Genomic DNA, 25,844 nt, shown 5'->3' with positions numbered 1-25,844 from the left:
GCCCGGGGTGGTCGGGAGATCCGCGCCCCGGACCCTGTCACGTGTCAGTCAGCCCTCGGTGCGCGCCAGGGCCTGTTCCAGTACGACGAGCAGCGCGTCGCGCACCGAGCCGCGCTCGCGGGCGTCGAACACCACGACCGGCACGCGGTCGTTGACGTCGAGCGCCCAGCGGACCTCCTCCATCGTGTGCTCGACCCGCCCGTCGAAGGCGTTCACGGCCACCGCGAACGGGATCTGCTTGTGCTCGAAGTAGTCGACGGCCGCGTAGCAGTCGTCGAGGCGGCGGGTGTCCACGATGACGAGCCCGCCGATCGCACCCTCGACGAGGTCGTCCCACATGAACCCGAACCGCTCCTGGCCGGGCGTGCCGAACAGGTACAGCTTCAGGGTGGGGTCGATGGTGATGCAGCCGAAGTCCATCGCGACCGTGGTGGTGGTCTTGCGCGGGGTGTGGCTGAGGTCGTCCACGCCCGCCGCGACCTCGGTGATCGCGGCCTCGGTGGTCAGCGGCGCGATCTCGGAGATCGAGCCGACGGCGGTGGTCTTGCCCACCCCGAAGCCGCCCGCGATCACCATCTTGACCGGCAGGGGAGGTCTTGCTGCGGCCTGCGCGGCCGCGGGGCGGGTGGCCGGTTCAGTCGGTGTCACGGAGAACCCCTCGGGAGTCGGGGATGGCCCTGAGGCCATCGATAACCCTTCGCAGGACGGATGCGTCGTGGATGACGCCGGAGTCGGGCACATGCACCGTCAACTGCCCCGCCGCGCGCAGGTCCTCGGAGAGGATCCGGACCACGTTCAGGTGCAGCCGCAGCCTGGCCGCGATCTCCGCGATGGACTGCGGGCGGCGGCAGGCGGCGACGATGTCGTGCTGTTCGAAGGAGAGCCGGTCGAGCCCGGCGAGCCCCTCGGCGGTGGCCACCACCTGGGTCTCGACGGGCATCGTCCGGCCGTTGGCGCTGGGTGCCACCCGGCCGGCGGTGACCAGGAACGGCCGTACGGCGGGGACGTGGCCGACCGGGTCGGGGCCCGGGGGCGTGGTGCCGTCCTCGCCGGCACTGCTGGGAGTGCGGCCGTCCGCCATGGGTCGTTTCTTCCTCCTCGGCCGGGCGGGCGCCCGGTCAGCGCTTCGACGAGGCGCCGACGCTGTTCTTCAGTTCGAGCACCAGCTGGGGACTGAGCGCGCTGCCCGCCCGGTTGGCGAACAGCGTCATCTCGTAGGCGATGTTGCCGAGTTTGGCCTCCTTGTCGGTGACGACACCGAGGACGGCGCCGCTGCCGACCGCGGAGACCAGGACGTGGCCGCCCTCCAGGTCGATGATGACCTTGTTGAGGCCGCCGAGACCGTAGTTGCCGGAGGCACCGGCTGCCAGGCTGGTGATGCCGGAGACGATCGCCGCGAGGCGCTCGGAGTCGGCGTGCTCACGCAGCTCGGACACGGCGATGAGCAGACCGTCGGAGGAGACGGCGATGGCGTCGACGACGCCTGCCGTCTCGGTCGCGAAACGATTCAACAGCCACGTGAAGTCGGCTGCGGCGGCCTGCAGTTCGGCCGGCGTGGTGCCTCCCGTCGGAGTGTCACCTGTCGACGTGCTCACTGCTCCGCTCCTTCCGGGGAGTGGTTCTGGTGGTGCGGGGGGTTGGGTGCGGTCGCGCTGTCGCGGTGCACGGGATAAGGGGTGGTGGCGGTGTCGTTTCCACTGTCGCGGTGGGCGCGCTCCACGGCCGCCTCGAACTCGTCGAGCGCGTCGCGGACGGCGTCCGCGTCGGTGGCACGGGGCGCGGCCTGCCGGGCCGCCTGCTGGTCGGGGTCGGTTCCGAAGGTCGTACGAAGGGTGGCACCCCGGACGCGGCGGCGCAGGGGCCGGGCCCCGGGGGCGTCGTCGGAGGCGGGCGTGGGCGTCCCGGCCGTGGCCGCCTCGCCGGCGCGGGCCCTTGGAATGAAAGGGGCGTCGGCGGGCTGGGAGCCGTCGGGTGCCTTGCCCTTCGGGCCGGGGACGGTGGACTCGCCGCCGAGGGTGGCTGACTCGCGGTCGGGGATCGTCGGTGTGGCGTCGCGGGCGGGGGCGGTCGATGTGCCGTTGGGACCGGCGGCGGTTGACGTGCCGTTCGGGTCCGAGGTCGCCGAGGTGTCCGTGCCGAGGGTGGCTGGCTCGCGGTCCGGGTTGGGGATCGTCGGTGTGGCGTCGAGGCCGGGGGCGGTCGATGTGCCGTTGGGACCGGCGGCGGTTGACGTGCCGTTCGGGTCCGAGGTCGCCGGGGTGTCCGTCGGGGCGGTGTCGCGCCGGGGCACCCTGCGGGGGAGCGGGGCGGGCTCGTCGTCGCCCGGGGCGGAGCCGTTGGGGGAGGCGGTGCGGGCGGTGCGTACGGGCTCGTCCGCCGTGGAGCCGACACCCGGCCCCGCATCGGCGGAGCCCGCGCGACCGGCCTCGGCGGCCGAGGCCGCCGCTGCCGCCGGTATCCGACCGGCACCCGAGACCGACCCCGAGCTCGCTTCCGACCTCGAATCCGAAGCCGAACCGGAGCCCGCGGCCGCACCCGCTCCCGTACCGGAACTCGAGCCCGAACCGGCGGTCGTGGCCGCGGCCTGGCTCGCCGCCGAGCCCGAACCGGAGCCCGCGGCCGCACCCGAAGCCGACCCCGAACGCGCCCCCGTCTCCGGACCCGAAGCCGAACCCGCCTCCGAACCCGAAGCCGCCCTCGGCCCCGAAGCCGAACCGGCCTCCGAACCTGACCCTGAAACCGCCCCCGCCTCCAACACCGAAGCAGATCCCGAAGCCAACGCCCGTCCCGTGCCGCCTCCCGCCGAACCGCCGGAGGCACCCGTGCCGCCCCCCGCCGAACCGCCGGAGGCGACTGCCACCGGGCTCATCGTCAGCAGCAGGGACGACGGGATGGCCACCTCGGCGGTCACGCCGCCGCCCGGTGTGCGGGACAGGGTCACGCTCACCTCCCAGCGGCGCGCCAGCGTGCCGACCACGAACAGGCCGAGGACCTTCGTCGGGACGAGGTCGAGGCGTTCGCGGCGGATCAGGCGGGCGTTCTCCTCCTCGAGTCGCTCGGTGCTCATGCCGAGGCCGTGGTCGGCGACGATGACCAGCGCGCCCTCGGCGCCGTCGCGGACGGTCACCTCGACGGGGCTGCCGGCGGGTGAGAAGGAAACGGCGTTCTCGACGAGTTCGGCGACCATCAGCGTGAGGTCGCCGATGATGTCGGGCTCGACCATGGCCTCGGTCCCGGCGTGCAGGTGCACCCGCTGGAAGCCCTCGATCTGGCCGAGCGCGGCCCGTACGACGTTGGTGAGCGCGAGCGGCCCGGAGTCGAGGACGGTCTCGCGGATGCCGGCGAGCAGCATCAGGCTGTCGGCGTTGCGGCGCAGGCGGACCGCGATGTGGTCGATGGAGTAGAGGCGCTCCAGCAGGGCGGGGTCGGTCTCGCCCCGCTCGACCGCGTCGATCAGCGCCAGCTGCCGGGCGGTCAGGTTGCTGACCCGGCGGCCGACGTTGCCGAACATCTCGGCGACGTTGCGACGGCTGAGCACCTGGCGTTCCAGCAGCGCGGACGCGGTGGTCTGTACGTGGTTGAAGGCGTCGGCGAGGTCGCCGATCTCGTCCTTCGCGGTGACCGGGATCTCGCGCAGCCGGACCGGCCCGTCGTCCTCGGTGTCCTCGTCGGCGACGCGGGCGAGTTCACGGCCGGCGACGTCGGCGACCTCGCGGGCCGCTCCGGTGAGTGCCTGCACCGGCCGTACCACCGAGCGCCGCACCAGCACCGCGAAGGCGATCCACACGGCGAAGAGGAACAGCGCGAGGCCCAGCAGCAGGACGGCGCGCCAGGCGGCCTCGCTGGAGGCGGAGTCGGCGCGGTCGGCGATCTGGCCGATGAGGGACGAGGTGATCTTCAGCCGGGTCTCGGACTGCATCCGGTAGTCGCGGTAGGAGCCGAGCGCCTCGGTGAAGGCCTCGCGGATCTGCGTGGGCGTACCGGCCTGGAGGTTGCCGGGGTCGATCTGCAGCTCGGCGTAGTGCCGGCCGATCGTCGCCTGCGCGGAGTTGTGCTCGATCCCGCCCAGCTCGTCCGCCTGGGCCTCGGTCGCGAACCGGGCGAAGCGGTCGGCCTGGTGGGTGTACTCGTTCTCGAAGCCGACCGCCCCGATGAACTCGATCTGGGCGTTGCTGTCGCCGGTGCGCGCGGAGAAGACGGCCGTCTCGAAGGCGCTGTGGGCGGCGTCGGCGCGCAGCAGGGAGTCCAGCAGGTTGCCGGTGAAGGTGCCGGCGAGGTCCGCGTTGTGGTCCAGGCCGAGGCCGTCGATCAGGCCCTTGGAGGCGTTGGTGTAGGCCGGGTCGATGTTGTCGGCGGGCAGATAGCCCTGCTCGACGGTGTCGCGCAGGCTGGTCAGGCCGTTGATCTCGCGCAGCGACTGGGCCTCGGTGTCCGGCAGCCGGTCGTCGAAGGTGTCGCGTACCTTCTCCACCTGGGAGTCGACCGCGGCCTGCGCCTTGCGGTAGTCGGCGGTGGAGGGGCGGGCCCCCGTGGGCGCGGCCTCGTGCCGCACGGACAGCAGGATGGCCTGTTGGTGCTCGGTCTCCACCCGGTCCACCAACTCGGCGACCTGCGCGCTGTCCCGGACCAGCTGGGCCGCGGCGTTCGCGGTCCGTGCCTGGTCCACCTGGTCGGCGATGAGGTAGGCGAGGAGCGCGGCGAGCACGGCCAGTGGCACGCCGACCAGGACGTTGAGTTTGCGGCGGAACGGCCAGCGGTCGGCGAATCCCCGAACGCCACCCCGGGGCTCGTTCGTGGACACCAGGCCTCCTTCGTGACCGATTGTGATCGCTTACGGACCGGTGCGCCAAGGCACCCGAGTCGGTGTGACGCTATGGGCACTGGGGTGGGACAACACCTGTGCGGCCCCCGCACGCCACTGTGACCGGCGCCAACTTCCGCGAGACTACAGCCTCTTCGGACGCCGGTTAGCGCCACCCTGAGTCAAGAATCCATTACGAACCGCTCCGCTTCGGCGGGTTCCGTGCGGGTCCGTTCATTCCTCCTTCACAACCGGCAACTCATTGAAGCCAATTGGTGACCAGGCTGCTCTTGACTGACCAAGAACCGGCTGGATTGGATCAGCGCATAAGAGCTTTCGAGCAACCATCTCCGAGCAATCACCCCACCCTCAGTCCGGAACGGGAATCGTGACTTCTACAACCGCACACAGCAGGTCCTTCAGGACACATCCCGGCGTGGCCGCCGTCGCGCTCGCCGCCGCCGCGGCCCTGCTCGCGGGATGCTCCTCCTCCGACGACACGTCCGACCCGCTCGCTGGGGAGAAGGCGGACGGCGGCACCGTCGTCGTCGGTTCCAACAACTTCGCCGAGAGCATCCTGCTCGCCGACATCTACGGCGAGGCCCTGAAGGCCAAGGGTGTCAAGGTCACCTACAAGCCCAACATCGGCAGCCGCGAGACCACGTACGGCCTGCTGAAGAACGGCTCCATCACGGTCCTGCCGGAGTACAACGGCTCGCTGCTCGCCTATCTGGACCCGAAGGCGGAGCAGAAGACGGCCGAGGCGGTGAACGCGGCCGCGAAGGCCAAGCTCGACGCGAAGCTGACGCTGCTGGACTCGGCGCCCGCCGAGGACAAGGACTCCGTCAGCATCAACGCGGAGACCGCGAAGAAGTACAACCTGACCGCCCAGTCCACCCTCGCGGACCTCAAGGACATCGCTCCCGAGCTGGTCATCGGCGGTTCGCCGGAGTTCCAGACCCGGCAGCAGGGCCTGTTGGGCCTGAAGTCCGCGTACGGCCTGGAGTTCAAGTCGTTCAAGGCGCTCGACGCGGGCGGCCCGCTGACCCAGGCGGCCCTGACGAAGAACACCGTGCAGGCCGCGGACATCTTCACCACGGACCCGACCATCACCAAGGAGAAGTTCGTCGTCCTCCAGGACCCGAAGAACCTCTTCGGCTTCGCGAACGTGACCCCGCTGGTCTACAAGTCGGGCCTCTCCCAGGAGGGCGTGGCCGCCCTCAACGAGGTCTCGGCCAAGCTGGACACCAAGGCGCTGCTGGAGATGGACTCCCAGGTGCAGCTGGAGAACAAGGACCCGCTCGACGTCGCCAAGGCCTGGCTGAAGACGGTCGGCCTGGACTGACGCCACCCACCATCGCCCGGACGTCCCGCCGAGGCCGGCGCGGGTGCCCTTCCGACACGGAGGGCACCCGCGCCGGCCCAGGCCACCAGGACCGGCTCGGTCAACGCCCGGCGGACGCGCTCCGCGGGGCGAGCCTGATGTGGCGGATGACCTTTCGGTGGTGCGTGTAGGCGATGTGGAGGGCACCGTCCGGTGTCTGCGTTATCGAGGGGTACGACAGTTCGCGGTTGAGGCCGTCGCGGGAGTTGTTGGTGAGGCAGTGGCCGTCGCCGGTCACGAGGTCGGCGCGCAGCGGCCAGGTTCGGCCGCCGTCGGACGAGAGGGCGAGGCTGAGCGGCGCACGCGGGGCACCCCAGAACGCCGTCGAGGGGGTCTGCCGTACCGCCGTCGTCACCGAGCCGTCCGAGGCTTTGCCGTCGGCGAGTGAGCCCGTGTCGTCGATCTCGTCGTAGAGGGAGACGCGGCGGGCGGTCGCGTCGGCGGCGCTGCTGTGGTTGTAGACGAGCGCCAGGCGGCCGTCGGCCAACGGGACGTACTGGATCGAGGAGTTGTTGTTCGGCAGCTCCAGCGGCTGCGGCTCGCTCCAGGTGTCGCCGTCGTCCAGGGACACGGACCGGTGCACGGCGTCGGCGCGCCGGCTGCGGTAGAGGGCGAGCAGTGAGCCGTCCGGCAGCCGGTGGACGTTCATGTGGACCAGGCCCGTGGAGCCGGGCACGGGCTGCTCGGACCAGGTGCCGCCGTCGTCGTCGCTGATCATGACGGCGCTGGTGTCGAGGTCGCCCGACCACTTCTCGCCGGGGGCGGTCCGGCAGCGGAAGACGGGCAGCAGCAGGCGGCCGGTGGGCAGGACGACGGGTGGCTGGCGGACGAAGACGCCGCCGAGGCCCGGGGTCGCGGGGAACAGGGTGCGGGTCGCCTCCCAGGTCGTGCCGTGGTCGTGGCTGACGCGCAGCCGTACCTCGGCGGTGTCCTGGTCCCCGCCTCGCTGGGCGGTGTGCAGCAGCCACAGGGCGCCCGAGGGCATGGGGAAGAGCACGGGGTTCTGTTCGGAGCGTGCCGGGTCGTCCGAGAGGCGGACGGGCTCCGTCCACGTCGTGGTGCCGGGCGCGAGCCTGGAGAACCACACGCTGATGTCCGCCATGCCCTCCTGCGTGCCGCCGAACCAGACGCAGCCGAGGTCCCCGCCGGGCAGCACGGTGAGGTTGGCGGCGTGGCTCTGCACGGTCGGTGCGGGCAGCGTGGTGTCGGTGCGGTCGAAGCCGTCGAGGAGTCGGTTGGTCACAGTGCCTCTCCAGGGGTCCGGGCGGAGGCCAGGTGTTGGCGGGCGGTCTGTTCCAGGTGCACCAGGTCGCAGGCGACGGTCGCGAAGGTGAAGCCCTCGGCGAGGCGCTTGGCGGCGCTCGCCCCGTCCGGGTTGTGGATGCCCGCGGCGATTCCGGCGGCCGCCGCCGCCTCGCGTACGGCGGTGAGCGCGGCCTCGAAGGCATCGGCCAGGTTCGGGTCCGTGGACGAGGCGCCGCCGAGGGCGATGCGCAGGTCGGAGGGGCCGACGTAGACGCCGTCCAGGCCCGGCGTCGCGCAGATCGCCTCGACGTCGGCGAGTCCTTCGGCCGTCTCGATCATGGCGAGGACGACCGTGCTGTCGTGTGTGTCGGCCGGGTCGGGGCCGATCCTCAGCGCCGAGCGCATCGGGCCGTAGGAGCGCCGGCCGAGGGGCGGGTAGCGGACCGCGGCCACGGCCTCGGCGGCCTGCGCGGCCGTGTCGACCAGCGGCACGATCACTCCGGTCGCGCCCGCGTCGAGGGCACGGCCGATCGGGGCGGGGTCGTTGGCCTCCACCCGGACCAGGCCGACGGCCGTGGAGCCCCGGCTGTCGATCGCGAGGAGGTTGTTGAGCATGCCGGAGTAGCCGAACAGGCCGTGCTGGGCGTCCAGGGCGACGTAGTCGTAACCGAGGCGGGCGATGCGTTCGGTGGCCACGGGCGCGTCCATCAGGCACCAGTAGCCGAGCAGTTGCTCGCGGGCGCGCAGGGCGGCGGTGAAGTCTGCGGGGGTCATGGGCAGGTGTTCCTTCGCAGGGGATGTGACACAGGCTCTCAGCGGTTGTAGGCGGGCATGGGGCCGCGCAGGCCGGCGCCGACCTCGTCGCAGGCGGCGGTCACGTCGGGGGGCAGTGGTCCGGCCTGCGCGGCGGCGAGGTTGGCGCGCAGGTGGTCGGTCCGGGAACCGCCGAGCAGCAGGGCGTCGGTCGAGTCCCGGTCGAGGAGCCAGCGCAGGGCCAGTTCGGCGAGCGGGACGCCGGCGCCCTCGGCGATACGGGTCAGTTCGGCGACCGCGGCGAACAGGCGCGGATCCCAGTAGCGCTTCCGGTACATGTCCGCGAGCCGGGAGTCGGCGAACCGTCCGGCCTCGGGGGCCTGCTCGTAGCGGTGCCGTCCGGTGAGGAGGCCGCCGCCGAGGGGGTTGTAGACCATGGTGCGCAGACCTGTGACGGCGGCGTACTCGACGTACTCCTCTTCTACGCGGCGGGCGAGCAGATTGTGCAGTTGCTGCGCCACGACCGGGCGTGGGGCGCCCATCTCGTCGGCGACGCGCACCAGTTCGGCGATCTGCCAGGCGGCGTAGTTGGAGACGCCGAGCGCGAGGACCTTCCCCTCGGCGACGAACTCGGCGACGGTGGCGAGGGTCTCGGCGAGGGGTGTGGCCCGGTCGGGCTGGTGCAGATAGAGCAGGTCGACGCGGTCGGTGCCGAGTCGCTTGAGGCTGCCTTCCAGGGCGGCCCGCAGGCCGGGGGCGGACAGCGGGGCGTGCTCGCCCTGGTCGGGGTGCGGGATGCCGGCCTTGGTGGCGAGCACGATCCGGTCGCGGTGGGCGGGGAGCAGCTCGGCGAGGATGCGTTCGCTCTCGCCGCCTGCGTAGCCGTTCGCGGTGTCCACGCCGGTGATGCCGGCCTCCAGCGCCGTCGCGAGCATGTCCGCGGCGCCGGCCCGGTCGACGGTGTCGCCGAACGTCATGGTGCCGAGGACGAGCCGCGACAGGGGCACGGGTACGTTCGGCAGGTCGATGCCGGTGGTCACTTGCCGGTTCCTTCCGGTGAGGTTGTAAGGGGGGCGTGCGGCTGCGGTGCGGCTGTGGTCGAGGCCGCTGAGCGCTCCGCTGGTTATGCGGTTCGTTTACCGCGGGTCGGTGGGGGCTGGTCGCGCCCACGCGGCGGTAGCCGCATATTCAGCACAGCCCCGCGCCCCTTACAGGGCACGGTTCCGCAGCCGACTTCACGGGGCACTGGTACGGGGCTTGAGTCCCCGTATCTTCGTGGGGTCGAGCGCCGCGCGGCGCAGCGCGCGGGTGTAGGGCTCGGTGGGGGCGGCGAGGACGTCGGCGGTACGGCCGCGCTCGACGACCCGTCCGGCCTTCAGGACGACGACGTCGGTGCTGATCTCGCGCACCACGCCGAGGTGGTGGGCGATGACGATGTACGTGATGCCGGTCTCCTCTCGCAGTTCGCGCAGCAGATCGAGGACCTGGGCCTGCACGGACACGTCGAGGGCCGAGGTGGCCTCGTCGCACACCAGCAGGTCGGGTTCCGAGGCCAGGGCGCGGGCGATGCCTATGCGCTGGCGCTGTCCGCCGGAGAACTCGTCGGGCCGTCGTTCGAGTGCCGAGGCCGGCAGCCCTACACGGTCGAGCAGTCCGGCGGCGCGGCGGCGCCGTTCGGACTTGTCCGTCACCCCCGCGACGCGCAGCGGTTCGGCCACGATCTCCAGGGCGGTCAGGTGCGGGGCGAGGGATCCGTAGGGATCCTGGAAGACCATCTGGACGCGGCGCCGCAGCGGCCTCAGGCGCCGCTCGGGCAGCGCGGCCAAGTCGGTGCCGTCCAGCACGATCCGCCCGGAGTCGGGCTTGAGCAGCCGTACGATCGCGCAGGCGATGGTCGACTTGCCGCTGCCCGACTCGCCGACGACGGCGAGTGAGCCGCCGCGGGGCACGCTGAAGCTGACGTGGTCGACGGCGCGCACCGGGCCGGCCGGCGTGGGGTAGTCGACGACGAGGTCCTCGACGGCGAGAAACGTCGACACGTCGGCCGACGCGTCGTGCGCGTCCGGTGTTGCTGCTGCCTGGCTCATCGGGCGGCTCCCTGGGGGGTGTTCTCGTCGAGCCCGTCCTCGTCCCAGGGCCCGAGGCTCGGGACGGCCGCGAGCAGTTTCCCGGTGTACGGGTGTGCGGGCCGCTCGACGATCTGCTGGGCCGGTCCCGACTCGACGAACCGGCCCTCCTTCATGACGTGGATGCGGTCGGACACCAGCCGGGCGACGCCGAGGTCGTGGGTGATCATCAACATGCCCACCCCGGTGCGTTCCTGAAGCTCCATCAGCAGGTCGAGGACGCTCGCCTGGACGGTGGCGTCCAGGGCGGAGGTGGGTTCGTCGGCGACCAGCAGCTCCGGTTCGGCGGCCAGTGCGACGGCGATGAGGATGCGCTGGAGCATGCCGCCGGAGAACTGGTGCGGGTACGCCTTCCAGCGCGTTTCGGGCTTGCTGATCCGGACCTGGTCCAGCAGGTGGGTGCCGCGCTCGCGGGCCTCGGCCCGGGACAGACCGGGGTGCCGCAGTCGGAGGGCCTCGCCGAGCTGCCGCCCCACGGTGTGGACGGGGCTGAGCGCGGTCATCGGGTCCTGGGGGATGAGGGACACGGTACGGCCGCGCGCCCGCCGGGCCGCCCCGGGGTCGGTGACGACGTCCTCGCCACCGATGCGGGCGGTGCCGGACAGCACCGCGAGTCCTTCGGGCAACAGCCGCAGCACGCCCATCGCCGTGGTGGACTTGCCGGAGCCGGACTCCCCGATGAGCGTGACGGTCTCGCCGCGTTGGACGGTGAAACTCACGCCATCGACGGCGCGGACCACACCACGATGGGTGACCAGTTCGATCTGCAGGTCCTCGACCTCCAGCAGAGGGGCCCGTGAGCTGTCCTCGGCCATGGCTCAGGCTCCCTTCACGGGCTTGGTCGTCTTGGTCGTACGGATGCGGTCGCGCAGTCCGTCGCCCATGAGGTTGACGCCGACCACGAGGAGGGCGATGACCAGGCCGGGGAGTGTGACCAGCCACCAGGAGGTGGTGATGTAGTCCTGGCCGTCGGAGATGATGCGGCCCCAGGTGGCGAACGGCCGCTGAGGGCCCGCGCCCAGGAAGCTGAGGGCGCTCTCCAGGAGCACGGCCTGGGCGAGCAACAGCAGGACCACCAGGCTCGCCGGGCGCAGGACGTTGGGGATGATGTGCCGCCCCAGGACCGACCAGCTGCGCATACCGAGCAGACGGGCCGCCGCCACATACGGTTTCTCGCGTTCGACGAGGACCAGGGAGCGGGTCAGCCGGGCCACTTCCGGCCACTGGGCGATCGCGATCACGCAGGTGATGACGGTGACCGAGGGGCCGAACAGGGCGACGACGAGCAGTAGCATCATCAGCAGGGGCAGCGCCATCTGGGCTTCGAGGAGCCGGCTGACGACCGTGTCGATCCAGCCCCCGAAGTAGCCGGCCGCCGAGCCCGCGGCGATCCCGATGAGCCCGGAGACGACGACGGCGAGGATGCCCACGGTCAGCGACACCTGGCCGCCGTGCAGGATGCGGGAGAGCAGATCGCGTCCGAGCTGGTCGGTGCCGAACAGGTGCCCGTCGGTGAGCGGCGGCATCCGGCGCCCCGCGAGGTTCTGGGCGTCCGGGTCCGGCAGCGGCAGCAGGCTCGCGAGGGCCACCGGCAGGGCGACCAGCGCGGTGCACAGGGCTCCCGCCCACAGCTTGAAGCGGGCGCTGCGCCGCTGCCTGGTGGCGGTGGCGCGGGCCAGGTGCCGGGCGGTGACGGCACTGGACCGGGTGCTGCCGGCGGACGGTGTGAGCGTGGCGGACATGGTCAGGCCGCCTTTCCGAGTCGGACCCGCGGGTCGAGGAGCGGGTAGGCGAGGTCGACGAGGAGCTGGACCAGGATGGCGAGGGTCGCCGTGACCAGGACGGTCGCCTGGATGAGCGGGTAGTCGCGGGTCTCCAGGGCGCGGACGACGAGGGAACCGACGCCGGGCCAGCCGAAGACGACCTCGACCAGCACGACGCCGTTGAGCAGTGCCGCGAAGCGGGTGCCGATCGCGGTGACCAGCGGGACGGACGAGTTGGCGAGGGCGTACCGCCAGGTGAGGGCCCGTTCGGAGACACCGCGCGAGCGGGCCACGGTGATGTACGGCGAGGCGAGTGCCGTGGTCATCTCGCGGCGTACGAGCCGTGAGACGAGGGCGAGTTGGAGGACCGCGATGGTGACGGTCGGCAGGACGAGGCCGCTCCAGGAGGTGAAGCCGGAGGCGGGCAGCACCGGCAGCAGCACGGCGAAGACGGTCAGCAGCATCACGCCGGTCCAGAAGTCCGGCATGGACTGTCCGGTGATGGTCAGGACGTTGGCGCCGAGTTCGCGCGAGCTGTCGGCGTGGCGGGCCATCCACACCCCGAGCGGGACCGCGACGGCCACGGTGACGGCGATCGCCGCGAGGGAGAGCGTGATCGTGTACGGCATGCGGTCCAGGACCACGCTGAGGGCGGAGTCGCGGAAGGAGAAGCTGGTGCCGAGGTCGCCGTTCAGCAGGTCGCGCAGGAAGATCCCGTACTGGGTGATCAGTGGCTTGTCGAGGCCGAACTGGGCGCGGATCCGCTCCAGGTCTTCGGTGGTGGCGCTCGGCGGCGCGTATGCGGCGGCGGGGTCTCCGGGGGCGAGCCGGACCAGCACGAAGACCGTGGAGATGGTCAGGAAGACGGTCAGCAGGCTTTGGCCGAGACGGCGGGCGAGGTACTTGGTCACGGCTCAGCCCTCCAGCCGTACGGCGGTCAGGTCGTAGGAGTTGATCGGCAGCAGCCGGACGCCGTCGACGCGGGCGCGGCGGGCGAGCACGGTCTTCGGCACGAAGGCCCACATGGCCGGCCAGGTGTCCCACACGGAGTGCTGGGCGGCGGCCAGCTTGCGGTCACGGGTGGCGGGATCGGTCTCGGTGGCCGCGTCGGACAGCTGTCGGGCGATGCGGGGGATGACGTAGCCCATGAACGCGTCACCGGTGCGCTCGTCCTTGGCCGTGCCCGCGTACATCGCCTGCAGCATGGTGGTGGCCTGGCCGGTGGTGCCGGGGAAGCCGTTGCCGATGACGTCCCAGTCGCCTCCCTTGCCCTGGCGCCACTTGAGGATGTCGCCGCCGGGCTCGAACTGCTGCAGGGCGGCGCGCACACCGACGTCCTTCAGCATCTCCGCGACGGCCTCCATCACGGAGGCGTCCGCGGCGAACTCGCCCGACTCCCAGATGATTTTGATCCGCAGCCCCTCGGCGCCCAGGGACCTGAGCAACTGCCGCGCCCGTGACGGGTCGTAGGCGTATCGGCCGGTGCGTTCGGCGCCCTGGAGACTGAGCGGGACCACTCCCTGGGCCTGCTCGGCCGAGTCGGTGAGCACGTCCCGGACGAGGGACTCGCCGTCGATGGCGTACGTCAGCGCCCGGCGCACCCGGGCGTCGGCCAGCGGATGCCCCCGCGGCTTGCGGAAGTTGTAGAAGAGCTGGCAGATCCGCACCCCGGCCGTCTGCTCCAGATGCACGCCTGGCAGCCCGGTGAGCTGTTCGGCGGAGTCGGGGGTGATGGTGTCGATGACGTCCAGTTCGCCGCTGCGCAGGGCGACGACCCGGCTCGACTCCTCCGGTACGAAGCGGACCCGGACCTGTTCGACGGGCGGCCGCCCGCCCCAGTAGTCCGGAACGCGGGCCAGGGTGTACTCGCCCGCGCCGCTGTTGGCGCCAATCACCCGGTAGGGGCCGGTGCCGACGCCGGAGCGGAGTTCCTCGGGCCGGTTGTCCTTCGCCGGGGTGATGAGGATGTTGGCCATCAGCCGGTCCAGGATGGGCACCGGTTCGCGGGTGTGGAGAAGGAGGGTGCGTTCGCCCGTCGCCTCGACCTCGGGGAGTTCGGGGAACAGGCCGAGGATGAACGAGCCGGCGACCTCTCCGTACAGCCGCACCGCGGTGGCCACGTCGTCGACGGTCACGGGCCGGCCGTCGGAGTAGCGGATCCCGTCGCGCAGGCGGACGCTCCAGGTGGTCGGCGCGGTCATCTCGAACCGGTCGGCGAGGACCCGGGTGAGTCGCATGTCCGGACCGATGGCCGTGAGGGCCTGACGCACGGCCCGCTGTACGGTCACCGCGGCGTCGAACTGGTTGAGCTTGTTGTCCAGGCTGACCAGCGAGCGGTTCAGCCCGAGGGTGAGGGTGCCGGGGCCGGGGGTGCCGGTGGGTCCGGCACAGGCGGTCAGCGGGGAGAGAGCGAGACCGGCACCGCCCGCCGCGCCCCAGCGCAGCAGGGTGCGACGGCTGGGCGTCTCACTCGGAGGAGTTCGGGTCATCGTCGACCTCTCGGGGTTTCTTTGTGCGGGCGACCGGCTCGGGACGGCCTCCGGTCCCGCGGGACGCCGTCGGTTGCCGTCGGTTTCTGTCGCGCCGGAAACCGTTCCACGGTTGCGCGGATCACGCAAGAGGTCTCGCGCACATCGCGCAGGATGTGCCATCATCGAGCGCCGAGGCCGCCCCGCGTGTCTCTCTCCGACCACCGGCCCAGGAGGATGATGTGCCCTTCCCCTCCACCTCCCCCCTCCGCGAGGGGACGGCGCCGCGACGCGTCCTCGCGCTCGCCGACGACCTGTCCGGGGCGGCGGAGACCGCGGTGGCACTCGGCGTGCCGGGCCGGATCGTGCTCGGTCCGGCGTCCTTGGACCCGCACGCGTACGGCGAGGCCCTCGTCGTCGACCTCGACTGCCGGTCCCTGCCCGCGGCCGACGCGGCCCGCCGCGTACGCGAGGCACTGCGAGCCGTGCCCTCGGACGTTCTGGTGCTGAAGAAGGCCGACTCGCTGCTGCGGGGCAACCTCGCCGCCGAGACGGCCGCCTGCGCCGAAGGAGCCGAGGGCGTCGTCGTCGCCACCGCCCTGCCCGCCCTCGGCCGCACGGTCCGTGGCGGTGTCGTCCATCTCGACGGCGTCCCCCTGCACAGCACGGACGCCTGGCGGGCGGAGAGCACCGCGCCCCCGCCGTCGATCTCCGCCGCGCTCGGGGACGCCCGTACGACGCTCGTCCCGCTGGAGGCGGTACGGGGCGACGCGTTGCCCGCCGTGTTGCGCGCGGCGGTCAGCGCCGGACAGCTTCCGGTGTGCGACGCCGAGACGGACGCCGACCTGGACCTGATCGCGGGGGCGGCGCTCGACTGCGGTCCCGGTGTTCGCCTGGTGGGCACGAGCGGCCTCGCCGCGGCGGTCGGCCGCCTGCTGGGACGTACCGAGGGGGCGTGGGCCGCGACCACGGCGGGACAAGCGGCTCCGGCTCCGGCAGGGGGGCGCCGGGAACGGCCCCTCGTGGTCGTCGTCGGCACCGCCGATCCCTCTGCGCCTGCGCAGATCGCGCAACTCACGGAGCGCGGTGCCCGCCATGTATCCGTGAACGCGGACGTCCTGGACTCCGCCGCCATGGAGGGCATGTCGGACGATGTCACCGTCCTCAGCATCGACAGCGGCCCGGGCATCCGGCCCGGTTCGGCCCGCCGCCTGGTGTCCGCACTCGCCCGCCTCACCGCCGACCGCGCGGGCGATGCCGACCTCGTCCTGACGGGTGGCGAAACCGCCCGCCACGTCCTCGACGCGCTCGGCGTTGCGCACCTGACGCCACTCGGCCAGATCCACCACGGCGCCGTCCACGCACTCACACCCGACGGACGCCACGTCGTCACCCGGCCCGGCAGCTTCGGCGACACCGATTCCCTGCTGCGGATCGCCACGGCGCTCCGGCCGGACCTCCCCCACCTCCCCCACCTTCCACCGCAAGGAGACCTCCCGGTGAACGCGATCCCGACCGCCGACAACCACCGTTCCCTGCCGCTCATCGCGGTGACCATGGGAGACGGCGCGGGCATCGGCCCCGAGGTGATCGTCCCGGCGCTGCTGCACCCGGACACCCTCGCCCGCTGCCGCCCCGTCGTCATCGGTGACGCCGGGCGGCTGCGGCAGGCCGCCGCGATCCTGGGTGTCGACTGCGACATCGTCTCCGTGACCGCCCCGGGCGAGGCCGAGTTCCCACCGGGCCGCGTCAACGTCGTGGACCTGGACCTGCTCCCCGCCGACCTGCCCTGGGGCGAACTGTCCGCCCTCGCCGGCGAGGCCGCCTACCAGTACGTACGGGTGGCCGCGGACCTCGCGTTGAAGGGCGCCGTGCACGGCATCTGCACCGCGCCGCTCAACAAGGAGGCCCTGCACTCGGCCGGGCATGTCTACCCGGGCCACACCGAGTTGCTGGCCCACCTCACCGGCGTGGACGAGGTGTCGATGATGCTGTCGACGCCCCGGGTGAAGGTCATTCACGTCACCACCCACATCGGCCTGATCGACGCCGTACGGCGCATCGAACCCGGCCTGGTCGAGCGCACGGTGCGGCGCGGTCACGACGCGATGGTGCGGGCCGGTGTCGCGAAGCCGGTGATCGGCGTCTGCGGCATCAACCCGCACGCGGGTGAGAACGGACTGTTCGGCTACGGCGAGGAGGAGGAGAAGATCGTCCCCGCCCTCGACGTGCTGCGCGCGGACGGCATCGACGCCCGCGGCCCCCTCCCGGCCGACACTGCCTTCTTCCTCGCCGGGCGCGGCGACTACGACCTGATCGTCGCGATGTACCACGACCAGGGGCACGGCCCGGTGAAGGTGCTGGGCATCGAGGCGGGCGTCAACCTGACCGTGGGACTGCCCGTCATCCGCACCTCGGTGGACCATGGAACGGCCTTCGACATCGCGGGCAAGGGCGTGGCCGAGGCCGGTAGCATGGTCGAGGCCGTGCGCCAGGCAGCCGAGATGTCGTCCGCAGCGGTCCGCTGAGACCGCCGCTCGCAGTCCGCAGTCGCAGTCCGCAGTCCGCGCAGAGAAGGACTCCACGACAGATGTCTCCCCTCGGATCCAAGGCCCGGCGCGAACGGATCCTGTACGTGGCCACCACGACCGGCCTCACCAGCGTGGAGGAGTTGTCGCGACGCTTCGGTGTCACGCCCTCCACGATCCGCCGCGACCTGGCCAAGCTGACCGCCGACGGCCGGCTGGCCCGCACCTACGGCGGCGCCATGGCGCTGACCGCCCATCCCGAGGCGTCGCTCCGGCAGCGTACGGGCGAGGCGTTCGAGGAGAAGCGGGCCATCGCACGCCGCGCCGCCACCGAGGTGCGCGCCGGTGAGACGGTGCTGCTGGACGCCGGATCGACCGTGGGCGCCCTCGCCCACGAACTGCGCTCGGCGAAGGAACTGACGGTCGCGACCACGGGGTTGACGGCTCTTCAGGAACTCTCCGACGTCGAGACGGTGCACGTCGAGTGTCTCGGCGGCACGCTGCGGCCGCTGAGCCAGGGCTTCGTCGGTCCGCTGACCGAGGCCGCACTGGAACGGATGACCTTCGACCGGGTCTTCCTCGGTACCGACGGCATCTCGCCCGAGCACGGCATCTGCGAGGCCGACCTGCGCCAGACGCGGCTGAAGGAACTGATGGCCCGCCGCGCCGACCATGTGTACGTCCTCGCGCACGCGGCGAAGCTCGGCCGCCGCCCCTTCCACGCCTGGGCGAAACTCCCGGACGGCTGGACCCTCGTCACCGACGACGGCGCCGACCCGTCGATCGTGGCCGAGTTGCGCGGGCGAGGCGTCGAGGTGGTGCTGACCGAGGTGCCGGCATCCACCGACCCGGAGCACCGGACATCGCCCTCATGACCTCGGCGGAGAGCGCCGAGCACGTCGGCACACGGGCCGGGCGGGTGTTGCGGGTGTGCCATGACTGAGACGCGGCGCGCCCTGGTCACCGGCGTCAGCTCGGGAATCGGCGAGGCGATCAGTGGTCGCCTGCTGCGGGAGGGATGGCAGGTCACCGGGCTCAGCCGCCGCCGTCCGGTACCCGCGCCGGGGCTGACCTGGCTCGCGGCGGATCTGGCCGAGCCCACCGAACTGATCCGGGTCCTCGACGGCGTACCCGCCCCGGACGCCATCGTGCACGCCGCCGGGCTCCAGCGCTCGGCGCCGCTGGGTGAACTGTCCGCCGACGACGGCGAGTTGATGTGGCGGGTGCACGTCCAGGCCGCCACGATCCTCGTCGACACCCTCGCCGACCGGCTGCCTGACGGGGCCCGCGTGGTCCTCGTCGGCAGCCGCACCGCCACCGGCGTACCCGGCAAGAGCCAGTACGCCGCGACCAAGGCCGCCCTGCCCGCCCTCGCGCGCTCCTGGGCCGCGGAACTGGCCGTCCGCGGCATCACCGTCAACGTGATCGCCCCCGGCCCGACCGACACTCCGATGCTGTCCGACCCCGGCCGCGCCCGCACGCCCCCGGCGCACCCGCCCCTGGGCCGGTTCGTCTCTCCCGACGAGGTCGCCGGCCTGACCGCGTTCCTCCTCGGCCCGGACGGCGGAGCGATCACCGGCCAGCAACTCGTCCAGTGCGCCGGGGCCTCACTGTGACATCTGCGCGCCGGGGATGTCGCTGCTGGGCGCCCGGAACGTCGTCGCGGGCACTGTGCACCCGCGCGGGTTTGATCGTGGAGCCGGGGCGACGACGAGATCCTCGTTCGGGTGTCCGGGTGTCCGGGTGTCCGGGTGTCCGGACGGACAGGCTACGCATCATCCTCAGGATCGTGCGGTCCGAACCCGCCGGGGCTGCCTGTCCGCGCCGGGCGGGTACCTCAGGCGAGCGAGGTCCACACGCTCTTGACCTCCGTGTACGCATCGATGGCTCCGCTGCCCATCTCCCGGCCCCAGCCGCTGGCCTTGAACCCGCCCCAGGGGGCGGAGGCGTCCACGGGGTTGGGCATGTTGATGAACACCGTGCCCGCGCGGATGGAGCCCGCCACGCGGTGCGCCGTGCCCACGTCGCGGGTCCATACGGCCGCCGCCAGGCCGTACTCGCTGTCGTTGGCGCGGGCGACGGCCTCGTCCTCCTCGTCGTACGGCAGGATCGACAGCACCGGGCCGAAGATCTCCTCGCGGGCGATGCGCATGTCGTCCCGTACACCCGTGAACACGGTCGGCTGGTAGAAGAAGCCCGGCAGGTCGTCGACGGGGGACCCGCCGGCGAGCAGCTGGGCGCCTTCCTGGACCCCGCTGCGCACCAGTGCGTGGACGTGGTCACGGTGTTCGCCGGTGACCAGGGGGCCGAGTTCGGTGTCGGGCGCGCTGCCCGCGCCGAGTCGCATCCCGCTGACGGCCTTGGCACAGCGCTCGGCGAACTCGTCGGCGAGGGAGCGGTGGACGAGGAACCTCGTGTAGGCGGCGCACACCTGGCCGCTGTTGAGGAGCGCGCCCTGAAGACAGCCCGCCACGGCGGCGTCCACGTCGGCGCCGGGCAGTACGAGGCTCGGTGCCTTCCCGCCGAGTTCGAGCGAGACCCGCTTGAGGTTGCCGGCGGAAGCCCGGACGATCTCTTTGCCCGTCTCGGTCGAACCGGTGAAGGAGACCTTGTCCACGCCGGGGTGCTCGACGAGGGCCCGGCCGGCCTCGGGACCACCGGTCAGCAGGTTGATGACGCCGTCCGGCACACCGGCCGCCCGGCACAACTCGACGAGCCGCACCGTGGTCATCGGGGTCTGTTCCGCGGGTTTGACGATCACGGTGTTCCCGCAGGCGAGAGCCGGTGCGATCTTCCAACTCGCGATCATGAGCGGGAAGTTCCACGGAGTGATCAGCGCGCACACGCCCACCGGCTCGCGCTTGGTGTACTGCAGCACGCCGGGGATGGACAGTGGCGCCGTCTCGCCGTAGATCTTGGTGACCCAGCCGGCGTAGTGGCGGAAGTGCTCGGCGGCGGTGGCGACGCTGACCGCCATGGAGACGCCGAGCGGCTGGCCCTGGTCGCGCGTCTCCAACTCGGCCAGTTCCTCGGCGTTTTCTTCGATGAGGTCGCCTATGCGCCACAGGATCCGGGCGCGCTGGGCCGGGGTGAGTCCCGCCCACTCCGGGCTTTCGAAGGCGGTGCGGGCGGCCCGTACGGCCGCGTCGGCGTCCGCGGTACCGGCCAGGGACACCTGGGCGTGGGGTTGTCCCGTCGCCGGGTCCAGGGTCTCGAACTCCGCGCCGGAGGCCGCGGCTTGCCACTCGCCACCGATGAAAAGGGTGTTGGTCACAGCTGTGCTCCCAGGATGAGGTCGGCGCAGCGCTCGCCGATCATGACGGCAGGTGCGTGGGTGTTGCCGGAGGTGACGGAGGGCATGACGGAGGCGTCCGCGACGCGCAGGCCGGCCACGCCGTGGACGCGCAGCTGCGGATCGACGACCGCCATGCGGTCGATGCCCATACGGCAGGTGCCCACCTGGTGGTGATAACTGAGGAGGGTCCGCTTGATGTACGCGGCGACCTCCGCGTCCGTACGCACGTACGGTCCGGGTGCGACCTCGCGGGCCCGCCAGTCGCCCAGCGACTTCTCCTCGCCGATCTCCCGCACCTGCTGCACGGCCCGCACCATGGCCGCGAGGTCCGACGGCTCGGAGAAGTAGCCGGGGTCCAGGACGGGAGCCTGGGTGGGGTCGGCCGAGCGGAGCCACAGGCGGCCCCGGCTGAGCGGACGGATCGTCCCGGCGAGGACCGAGAAGCCGTGGCCCTCTTCCGGAACGTTCATGTCGGGCACCGGCAGTGGCAGGTGGGACATCAGCGGCTGCAGGTCCGGCACGGCCAGCGCCGGGTCGGACTTGGCGAAGTAGTGGGCTTCCAGTGCGTTGGCCGTGCCCTGCGGTACCGGCCGTGCCGACTCCCACACCACCGGAGCGAGGGTGTGGTCGTGCAGGTTCGCACCCACTCCCGGCAGGTCCGCGATCGCCCCGATCCCGAGGGTCCGCAGCTCGTCCGCCGGCCCGACACCGCTGAGCAGGAGCAACTGGGCCGATCCGATGGTGCCGCCGGAAAGGATCACGTCTCCTTCGCAGCTGATCTCCGTCGTACGGCCTTCGCGCAGCAGCTCGACGCCCCGCGCCCGGCCATCGTCCACCAGGACGCGCGTGACCGCCGCGCCGGTCATCACTGTCAGCAGCGCGCTGTCGAGCACCGGCTCCACGAAGGCGGTCCACGCGCTGACGCGCCTGCCGTCGCGGATGTTGCGGTGCAGCAGGTTCACACCGAGCTGGTCCTGGCCGTTGCAGTCGTCGTTGTAGGCGATCCCGTAGTCCTGGCATGCCTCGATGAAGGCGGTGGTGACCGGGTTGGGGGAGTGGTTCCGGCTGACGGGCAGCGGACCGCCGGCCCCGTGGTAGTACGACGCGCCGTCCTCGAAGTCCTCCGAGCGTTTGAAGTACGGCAGCACCTCGTCGTACGACCAGCCCGCAGCTCCCTGGTAGGCCCAGCTGTCGTAGTCGGCCCGGTTGCCGCGGACGTAGATCATGCCGTTCAGGGCACTGGAGCCGCCGAGGACCTTGCCGCGCGGCCAGAACACCTGGGTGCCGGAGGCATGCCGTTGGCGTTCGGTGGTGTACGCGTGGTCCTGCGGGGAGTTCCACAGCTCCCACAGGCGCCCGGGGTCGTGGATGGCCGGGTTGTCGTCCCGGTCGCCCATCTCGATCAGCAGGACGGTCCGGCCGGCGTCCACGAGTCTGCGCGCGAGCGCACAGCCCGCGGAACCGGCGCCCACCACGATGTGGTCGTAAACGGTGTGTGTTGCTCGCATGACGGGAGGGTCACAGACGGACGGGCTGCCCGCTTGTGCCGTCGTGCACGGGCTGTTGCGGAGGCGGGCACGAACGGCTGTGCGCGGGCGGAGGGGCCGGCCCTGTGGCCGGGCGCACGTGTCCCCTGCGGGTCTATGGGGCGACCTGTCAGCTGTGGCGGGAGTCGCAGAAAGGGGCAGTCGCAGAGAGGGGCGGGGTCAGGACACGGCGGGTGCACTCGTGGCTCGCTCCGTGGCGCCGGCGCGGACCGCCGCCGCGTTCTTCCTACGCAGGACGGCGGGAGCCGTCTTCTGCAGCCCGAACGCGAGCAGCGTCTCACGGCCTACGCGGATCACGGCGGAGGCGTCGCGCCTGCCGACCGTGGTGCTTCGGCCCGGACGATCAGGACGGCTCCGGCGGTCGGTACGCCTTCCGGGGGGCCCAGCTCCGTGTCACGAGGCCATCGCCGGCCCGTGCGGCAGGAGATGGCCCCGGCGAAGTCGGGTTTTACACGCTGTTCAGCACGGAGGTTTCCTCAAGTCGGGGGTGTGCGGGTTCAGATGGCGGCCGGGGCGGCGGTCGGCGGCCGGGCCGTCGGCCTTGGACTGGCGGGGCATCAGCAACGCGAGTGCTCCGCCGGACAGCCCCTAGACGTCGAAGGAGTGCCGGGAGCAACAGGGTTCGCGGCGCAGCTCTCGGCTGACGGTGAGCCAGTCGGTGTGGTCTGCGGTGCGTTGTTCAGCCGACTTGGTGGCGAACGCGTCGACCAGGTCGTCCTGGCGGTGCACAACGCCGTCGCGCATGACCCACGAGGTACGGATCAGGTCATCGAAGTCCTGGAAGGGGTTGCCGTCGATCGCCACGAGATCGGCGAGCTTGCCCGGTTCCAGGGTTCCGAGGTCGTCGCCGACCCCGAAGAGTTCCGCGGGGACGGAGGTGGCCGTGCGCAGCGCTTGTGCGGCGGACAGGCCGACGGAGTGATGCAGAACGCGGAGGCCAAGATGGAGTTGGAGGCCAGTGGGGGTCAGGGGAGCGTCGGTGCCCAGGGCGACTGTGCCGCCGTCGGCGACGATCTTCCGGAAGACGGCCGCGTCCTGCTGGAGGGCGCGGGTGGCGGCATCGCTGGGCGGGGTCGCCGCGATTCCCTGGACGAAGGCGGTGTCCCATGGGGGCATGAGCGTGGTGACGCGGGGGTCCTTGGCCGGCGAGGGGTCTGCCATGAGCAGCGCCAGAGCGATGAACGGCGTGACAATGATCTTGAAGTCGCCGCCCGCGTACATCTCGTGGACGTCCTGGTAGGCGTGCCCGGTCGGGGAGAGGGAGTGTCCGTACTCGGCACGCTCGGTGGCCTGCAGATGAGAGGTGAGGTCCTGGCCGACGGCTGCGCCTGGTGACAGGAAGTGGCTTCCGGAGAGGACCCCGAGTTCCTCGTGAGCGGTTCGGACGGCCTCCCGCATGATCCAGGTAGGGGCGCGTACGTAGGTCTTGACGAAGTCGTAGTCGAGGTCGACCGCCCGTTCCAGTGATCGCCTGACGCCGTCCCGGGTCCGGTGGGCCCTGCCCATGCTGTAGGCGACCCGGCTGCCGTCGATCAGCTCGCCGGTGGCGAACAGCCGCGGTCCGGTCATGCTGCCCGCGGCCACGGACTCTCGGATGCGTACCGCCTCGTGGGCGAAACCGCCCAGCGAGACACTGCTGGTGATGCCGTAGGCGAGCATCAGGCTGTTCTGCCGGCCGCCGTAGGTGTACTGCCACGGGTGCATATGGGAGTCCCACAGTCCCGGGATGACGGTGGAGCCGGACGCGTCGATCAGCTTCTCGCCCGCCGCTGCCCGGGCGCGGTGGGGTTCGACGGCGGATATGCGGTTGCCGCGGACAACGATGTCGACATCCTCGCGGACCGTCTCGCCGGTCCCGTCCCACAGGCGTCCGACGTGCACTCTGGTGACGTCGGAACGGGAGGGCAGGCAGCGGCGGTACTGCAGCGGCACCGGGATGGTGCGTCGGCCGGTGCCGTCGCGTTCGATGAGCCTGAGCCGACCGCTCGATTCGTAGAGCAAGCTGCCGGAGTCGCCCGACCAGGAGGGGTGGTCGGCCGCTTCGTCGGTGAGGCGCGATGGATCACCGGCGGGTGTGCCGTCGGGGTGCACCGGCATGACCCACAGCGCGGACTCCATGATGAACGCCATGGCCGAGCCGTCCGGCGACCACACCGGGCCGCCGTGACCACGGTCGGACAGGGAGGCGTGCGGTGCGGGCAGATGGGCGGTCCACTGCCCGGTACCGGTGTCGACGACGCGGATGACGTTGTATCCCTCGCGGAACCGGGAGTTGAGCCGGTTGCGGTCGCAGAACGCGATGTACTTGCCATCGGGCGACCAACTCGGGGGGCCGGGCAGGCCGTTGGCACCGAGCGGCGCGACGAGCGTCTCCTCGCTCCCCGTGGCCAGGTCACGGATGAGGAGGTTGCCCGTGGAGTCGTGGCAGGCGAGTCGGGAGCCGTCGGGGGAGATCACGGGGTGCAGGCGGCCTCCGGTTGCCAGCACGTCGGCGCGATCGCTGCCCAGCCAGTGACGGTGGACGCTGATCAGGCTGCTGCCGTCCGCGTCTCCTTCACAGGAGAACAGGACGCTCTCTCCGTCCGGTGCCCAGGACGGCATCTGCACATAGGCGGACGCGTGGGCCTGCACCAGCTTCCGGGGACGACCGCCGATCGGCATCACCCACAGGGCATTGAGTGCGGCGAAGGCAACCGACTTCCCGTCGGGCGAGAGCACCGGAAGGTGGATTCCCCGCACCTCACGGTCGGCCGACGAGTCGAAGTCGTAGCGCTTGTGGCGGTACTCCGGCCGGGAGAGGCTCAGCGACGCCGTGAAGGGGACATGTTCCGGCGCGGACTGAGCGGTGCCCGGATGCCGGACCCTCACCTGCCCGTCGGCGACATAGAAGAGCTCACCGTCCGGGGCCCAGCAGGGCGGGAACGGAGAGACGTCCTCACCGTCGGTCACGGCCTCGCCGTCCACCATGAGGACGGAACTCGCCGCATTGAAGGGCGCGGCGAAATCGCCCACGTGGACGTAGGCCACCCGGCCGTCCGTGGCGACCGCCGGACCCACCAACGTGCCCGCGTCCACCGTACGTTCCACCGACACCTCCCCGCCCCCGGCCGGGACAGAGGCCAGGGCCCGTCCGCCCTTGGCTCCGGCTCTGACGAACACCAGCCGGGTGCCGTCCGGGTGCCAGACCGGGTCGTAGTCCTCCGCATCGGCGTCGTCGGTGAGCTGCGCCAACTCGCCCGACCGCACATCCACCGTCCAGATGCCGTAGGAACTTCCGGCTACCGGATCCCCGCCGCGCTCGGACGAGAACGCGATCCGCGAACCGTCGGGCGACCAGGACACACCCCGGTCGTCCCAGGGTCCGGATGTCAGCTGACGCAGACCGGAACCGTCCGCCGCCATCGTCCACACATGGAACCCGCCCCCCTGATACGCGCAGACGGCGATCCGCGAACCGTCGGGCGACCAGGCCACACGGGCCGGTTCCAGGTCCGCCGAGGTCAGTGCCGTCGCCGTCCCGCCCGCACGCGGAACCGACCACAACACACCCTGCACCGCGGCGATCAGCGGGCCGCCGACGGGCGAGGCGGTCACGAACGCATTGGTGCCGGCGGTGAAGTCATAAGTCCTGGCCGGTGCCGAAAGCGCAGCCGCACCGTTGACGGAGGAGGAGACGGGAGAGGAGGAAACAGAAGAGGAGGAAACAGAAGATGCCGAGGCTTGTCCGGAAGGCAGCGAAACGGTTGCGCCGGCCAGCCCGCCCAACCCGGCCCTCAGAGCGCGTCGACGAGACAATTCATCGTGCTGATCCATCAATCCTCGCAAGTAATCATTGCATCGGCAGTGCCCCGGCAGACGGGATCGGGCGTGGCTGGCCACTCTTTCTCCGTCGGCCGGACACCTGCCGACACCTCTTTCTTTCTATGGAAGTGCC

At 71.6% G+C, this 25,844-nt stretch carries 20 protein-coding genes; 4 read left to right on the top strand and 16 right to left on the bottom strand.

Annotated elements, in window-relative coordinates:
* Positions 1 to 48: 48 nt before the first annotated feature.
* Genes OG252_RS13895 through OG252_RS13880 form a run of 4 tightly spaced genes read right to left on the bottom strand, consistent with a single transcriptional unit; the run spans position 49 to position 4,801 of the window.
* Entirely contained in the window at positions 49 to 648 is a 600-nt protein-coding gene (locus OG252_RS13895; RefSeq protein WP_266432385.1) for a GTP-binding protein, read from the bottom strand.
* Positions 635 to 1,081: a DUF742 domain-containing protein gene (locus OG252_RS13890; protein ID WP_266432383.1), complete on the bottom strand. Its 447-nt coding sequence runs from the start codon at positions 1,079 to 1,081 to the stop codon at positions 635 to 637. Before OG252_RS13890 ends, OG252_RS13895 begins: the two co-directional genes overlap by 14 nt.
* Before the next feature lie 37 nt (positions 1,082 to 1,118).
* Entirely contained in the window at positions 1,119 to 1,595 is a 477-nt protein-coding gene (locus OG252_RS13885; RefSeq protein ID WP_266432381.1) for a roadblock/LC7 domain-containing protein, read from the bottom strand.
* The gene (locus tag OG252_RS13880) at positions 1,592 to 4,801 is read right to left on the bottom strand and encodes an ATP-binding protein (protein WP_266432379.1); all 3,210 of its coding nucleotides are present in this window, start codon (positions 4,799 to 4,801) and stop codon (positions 1,592 to 1,594) included. The genes OG252_RS13885 and OG252_RS13880 overlap by 4 nt, the downstream gene beginning before the upstream one ends.
* A gap of 388 nt (positions 4,802 to 5,189) precedes the next feature.
* On the opposite strand from OG252_RS13880, the gene OG252_RS13875 reads away from it, so the two are divergent.
* Positions 5,190 to 6,146 carry an ABC transporter substrate-binding protein gene (locus OG252_RS13875; protein ID WP_266432377.1) on the top strand — a complete coding sequence of 319 codons (957 nt, stop codon included), beginning with the start codon at positions 5,190 to 5,192 and terminating at the stop codon, positions 6,144 to 6,146.
* A gap of 100 nt (positions 6,147 to 6,246) precedes the next feature.
* Here the strand turns inward: OG252_RS13875 and OG252_RS13870 are convergent, their stop codons facing one another.
* The 8 genes from OG252_RS13870 to OG252_RS13835 all read right to left on the bottom strand — a co-directional run bounded on the left by OG252_RS13870 (position 6,247) and on the right by OG252_RS13835 (position 14,561).
* Complete coding sequence (locus tag OG252_RS13870) at positions 6,247 to 7,428, bottom strand: sialidase family protein (protein ID WP_266432375.1); 1,182 nt, start codon at positions 7,426 to 7,428, stop codon at positions 6,247 to 6,249.
* The gene (locus OG252_RS13865) at positions 7,425 to 8,204 is read right to left on the bottom strand and encodes an HpcH/HpaI aldolase family protein (protein WP_266432373.1); all 780 of its coding nucleotides are present in this window, start codon (positions 8,202 to 8,204) and stop codon (positions 7,425 to 7,427) included. The genes OG252_RS13870 and OG252_RS13865 overlap by 4 nt, the downstream gene beginning before the upstream one ends.
* Positions 8,205 to 8,242: 38 nt before the next feature.
* On the bottom strand, positions 8,243 to 9,223 hold the full coding sequence (locus OG252_RS13860; RefSeq protein ID WP_266432371.1) for an aldo/keto reductase: 981 nt from the start codon (positions 9,221 to 9,223) through the stop codon (positions 8,243 to 8,245).
* Between the two features lie 195 nt (positions 9,224 to 9,418).
* Positions 9,419 to 10,270, bottom strand: coding sequence for an ABC transporter ATP-binding protein (locus tag OG252_RS13855; RefSeq protein ID WP_266432369.1), 852 nt, complete (start codon positions 10,268 to 10,270; stop codon positions 9,419 to 9,421).
* Complete coding sequence (locus OG252_RS13850) at positions 10,267 to 11,124, bottom strand: ABC transporter ATP-binding protein (RefSeq protein ID WP_266432367.1); 858 nt, start codon at positions 11,122 to 11,124, stop codon at positions 10,267 to 10,269. The genes OG252_RS13855 and OG252_RS13850 overlap by 4 nt, the downstream gene beginning before the upstream one ends.
* A 3-nt stretch (positions 11,125 to 11,127) precedes the next feature.
* Positions 11,128 to 12,051 carry an ABC transporter permease gene (locus tag OG252_RS13845; RefSeq protein ID WP_266432365.1) on the bottom strand — a complete coding sequence of 308 codons (924 nt, stop codon included), beginning with the start codon at positions 12,049 to 12,051 and terminating at the stop codon, positions 11,128 to 11,130.
* 2 nt (positions 12,052 to 12,053) lie between these two features.
* Positions 12,054 to 12,983: an ABC transporter permease gene (locus OG252_RS13840; RefSeq protein ID WP_329336306.1), complete on the bottom strand. Its 930-nt coding sequence runs from the start codon at positions 12,981 to 12,983 to the stop codon at positions 12,054 to 12,056.
* Positions 12,984 to 12,986: 3 nt separating this feature from the next.
* Complete coding sequence (locus OG252_RS13835) at positions 12,987 to 14,561, bottom strand: ABC transporter substrate-binding protein (RefSeq protein ID WP_266432361.1); 1,575 nt, start codon at positions 14,559 to 14,561, stop codon at positions 12,987 to 12,989.
* Positions 14,562 to 14,782: 221 nt separating this feature from the next.
* Between OG252_RS13835 and pdxA the strand changes: the two genes are divergently transcribed.
* From pdxA to OG252_RS13820, 3 genes are all read left to right on the top strand, one after another.
* Positions 14,783 to 17,068 (top strand): 4-hydroxythreonine-4-phosphate dehydrogenase PdxA, encoded by a 2,286-nt coding sequence (pdxA, locus tag OG252_RS13830; RefSeq protein ID WP_266432359.1) that lies wholly within the window; start codon positions 14,783 to 14,785, stop codon positions 17,066 to 17,068.
* Positions 17,069 to 17,130: 62 nt separating this feature from the next.
* A complete protein-coding gene (locus OG252_RS13825; protein WP_266432357.1) occupies positions 17,131 to 17,943 on the top strand; it encodes a DeoR/GlpR family DNA-binding transcription regulator in 813 nt (270 codons plus the stop codon).
* A 60-nt stretch (positions 17,944 to 18,003) separates the two neighbouring features.
* Complete coding sequence (locus tag OG252_RS13820; protein ID WP_329336302.1) at positions 18,004 to 18,684, top strand: SDR family NAD(P)-dependent oxidoreductase; 681 nt, start codon at positions 18,004 to 18,006, stop codon at positions 18,682 to 18,684.
* A gap of 221 nt (positions 18,685 to 18,905) precedes the next feature.
* Here OG252_RS13820 and OG252_RS13815 read toward each other — a convergent pair whose 3' ends face one another.
* The 4 genes from OG252_RS13815 to OG252_RS13800 all read right to left on the bottom strand — a co-directional run bounded on the left by OG252_RS13815 (position 18,906) and on the right by OG252_RS13800 (position 25,723).
* A complete protein-coding gene (locus tag OG252_RS13815) occupies positions 18,906 to 20,342 on the bottom strand; it encodes an aldehyde dehydrogenase family protein (RefSeq protein WP_266432352.1) in 1,437 nt (478 codons plus the stop codon).
* A complete protein-coding gene (locus tag OG252_RS13810) occupies positions 20,339 to 21,871 on the bottom strand; it encodes a GMC family oxidoreductase (RefSeq protein ID WP_329336299.1) in 1,533 nt (510 codons plus the stop codon). The genes OG252_RS13815 and OG252_RS13810 overlap by 4 nt, the downstream gene beginning before the upstream one ends.
* A 198-nt stretch (positions 21,872 to 22,069) precedes the next feature.
* A complete protein-coding gene (locus OG252_RS13805) occupies positions 22,070 to 22,207 on the bottom strand; it encodes a hypothetical protein (protein ID WP_266432348.1) in 138 nt (45 codons plus the stop codon).
* 291 nt (positions 22,208 to 22,498) lie between these two features.
* Entirely contained in the window at positions 22,499 to 25,723 is a 3,225-nt protein-coding gene (locus tag OG252_RS13800) for an amidohydrolase family protein (RefSeq protein ID WP_443068404.1), read from the bottom strand.
* Positions 25,724 to 25,844: the final 121 nt, after the last annotated feature.

Source organism: Streptomyces sp. NBC_01352, assembly GCF_036237295.1.
Taxonomy (GTDB): Bacteria; Actinomycetota; Actinomycetes; order Streptomycetales; family Streptomycetaceae; genus Streptomyces; species Streptomyces plumbiresistens.
This window is presented reverse-complemented; position numbering and strand designations above follow the sequence as displayed.

What these genes read in the sequence shown, in the direction of transcription:
- OG252_RS13890 (WP_266432383.1), bottom strand. Translation starts at nt 1,081, where the DNA reads ATGGCGGACGGCCGCACTCCCAGCAGTGCCGGCGAGGACGGCACCACG.
- OG252_RS13865 (WP_266432373.1), bottom strand. Translation starts at nt 8,204, where the DNA reads ATGACCCCCGCAGACTTCACCGCCGCCCTGCGCGCCCGCGAGCAACTG.
- OG252_RS13855 (WP_266432369.1), bottom strand. Translation starts at nt 10,270, where the DNA reads ATGAGCCAGGCAGCAGCAACACCGGACGCGCACGACGCGTCGGCCGAC.
- OG252_RS13850 (WP_266432367.1), bottom strand. Translation starts at nt 11,124, where the DNA reads ATGGCCGAGGACAGCTCACGGGCCCCTCTGCTGGAGGTCGAGGACCTG.
- OG252_RS13845 (WP_266432365.1), bottom strand. Translation starts at nt 12,051, where the DNA reads ATGTCCGCCACGCTCACACCGTCCGCCGGCAGCACCCGGTCCAGTGCC.
- OG252_RS13835 (WP_266432361.1), bottom strand. Translation starts at nt 14,561, where the DNA reads ATGACCCGAACTCCTCCGAGTGAGACGCCCAGCCGTCGCACCCTGCTG.
- OG252_RS13825 (WP_266432357.1), top strand. Translation starts at nt 17,131, where the DNA reads ATGTCTCCCCTCGGATCCAAGGCCCGGCGCGAACGGATCCTGTACGTG.
- OG252_RS13820 (WP_329336302.1), top strand. Translation starts at nt 18,004, where the DNA reads ATGACTGAGACGCGGCGCGCCCTGGTCACCGGCGTCAGCTCGGGAATC.
- OG252_RS13810 (WP_329336299.1), bottom strand. Translation starts at nt 21,871, where the DNA reads ATGCGAGCAACACACACCGTTTACGACCACATCGTGGTGGGCGCCGGT.
- OG252_RS13800 (WP_443068404.1), bottom strand. Translation starts at nt 25,723, where the DNA reads ATGGATCAGCACGATGAATTGTCTCGTCGACGCGCTCTGAGGGCCGGG.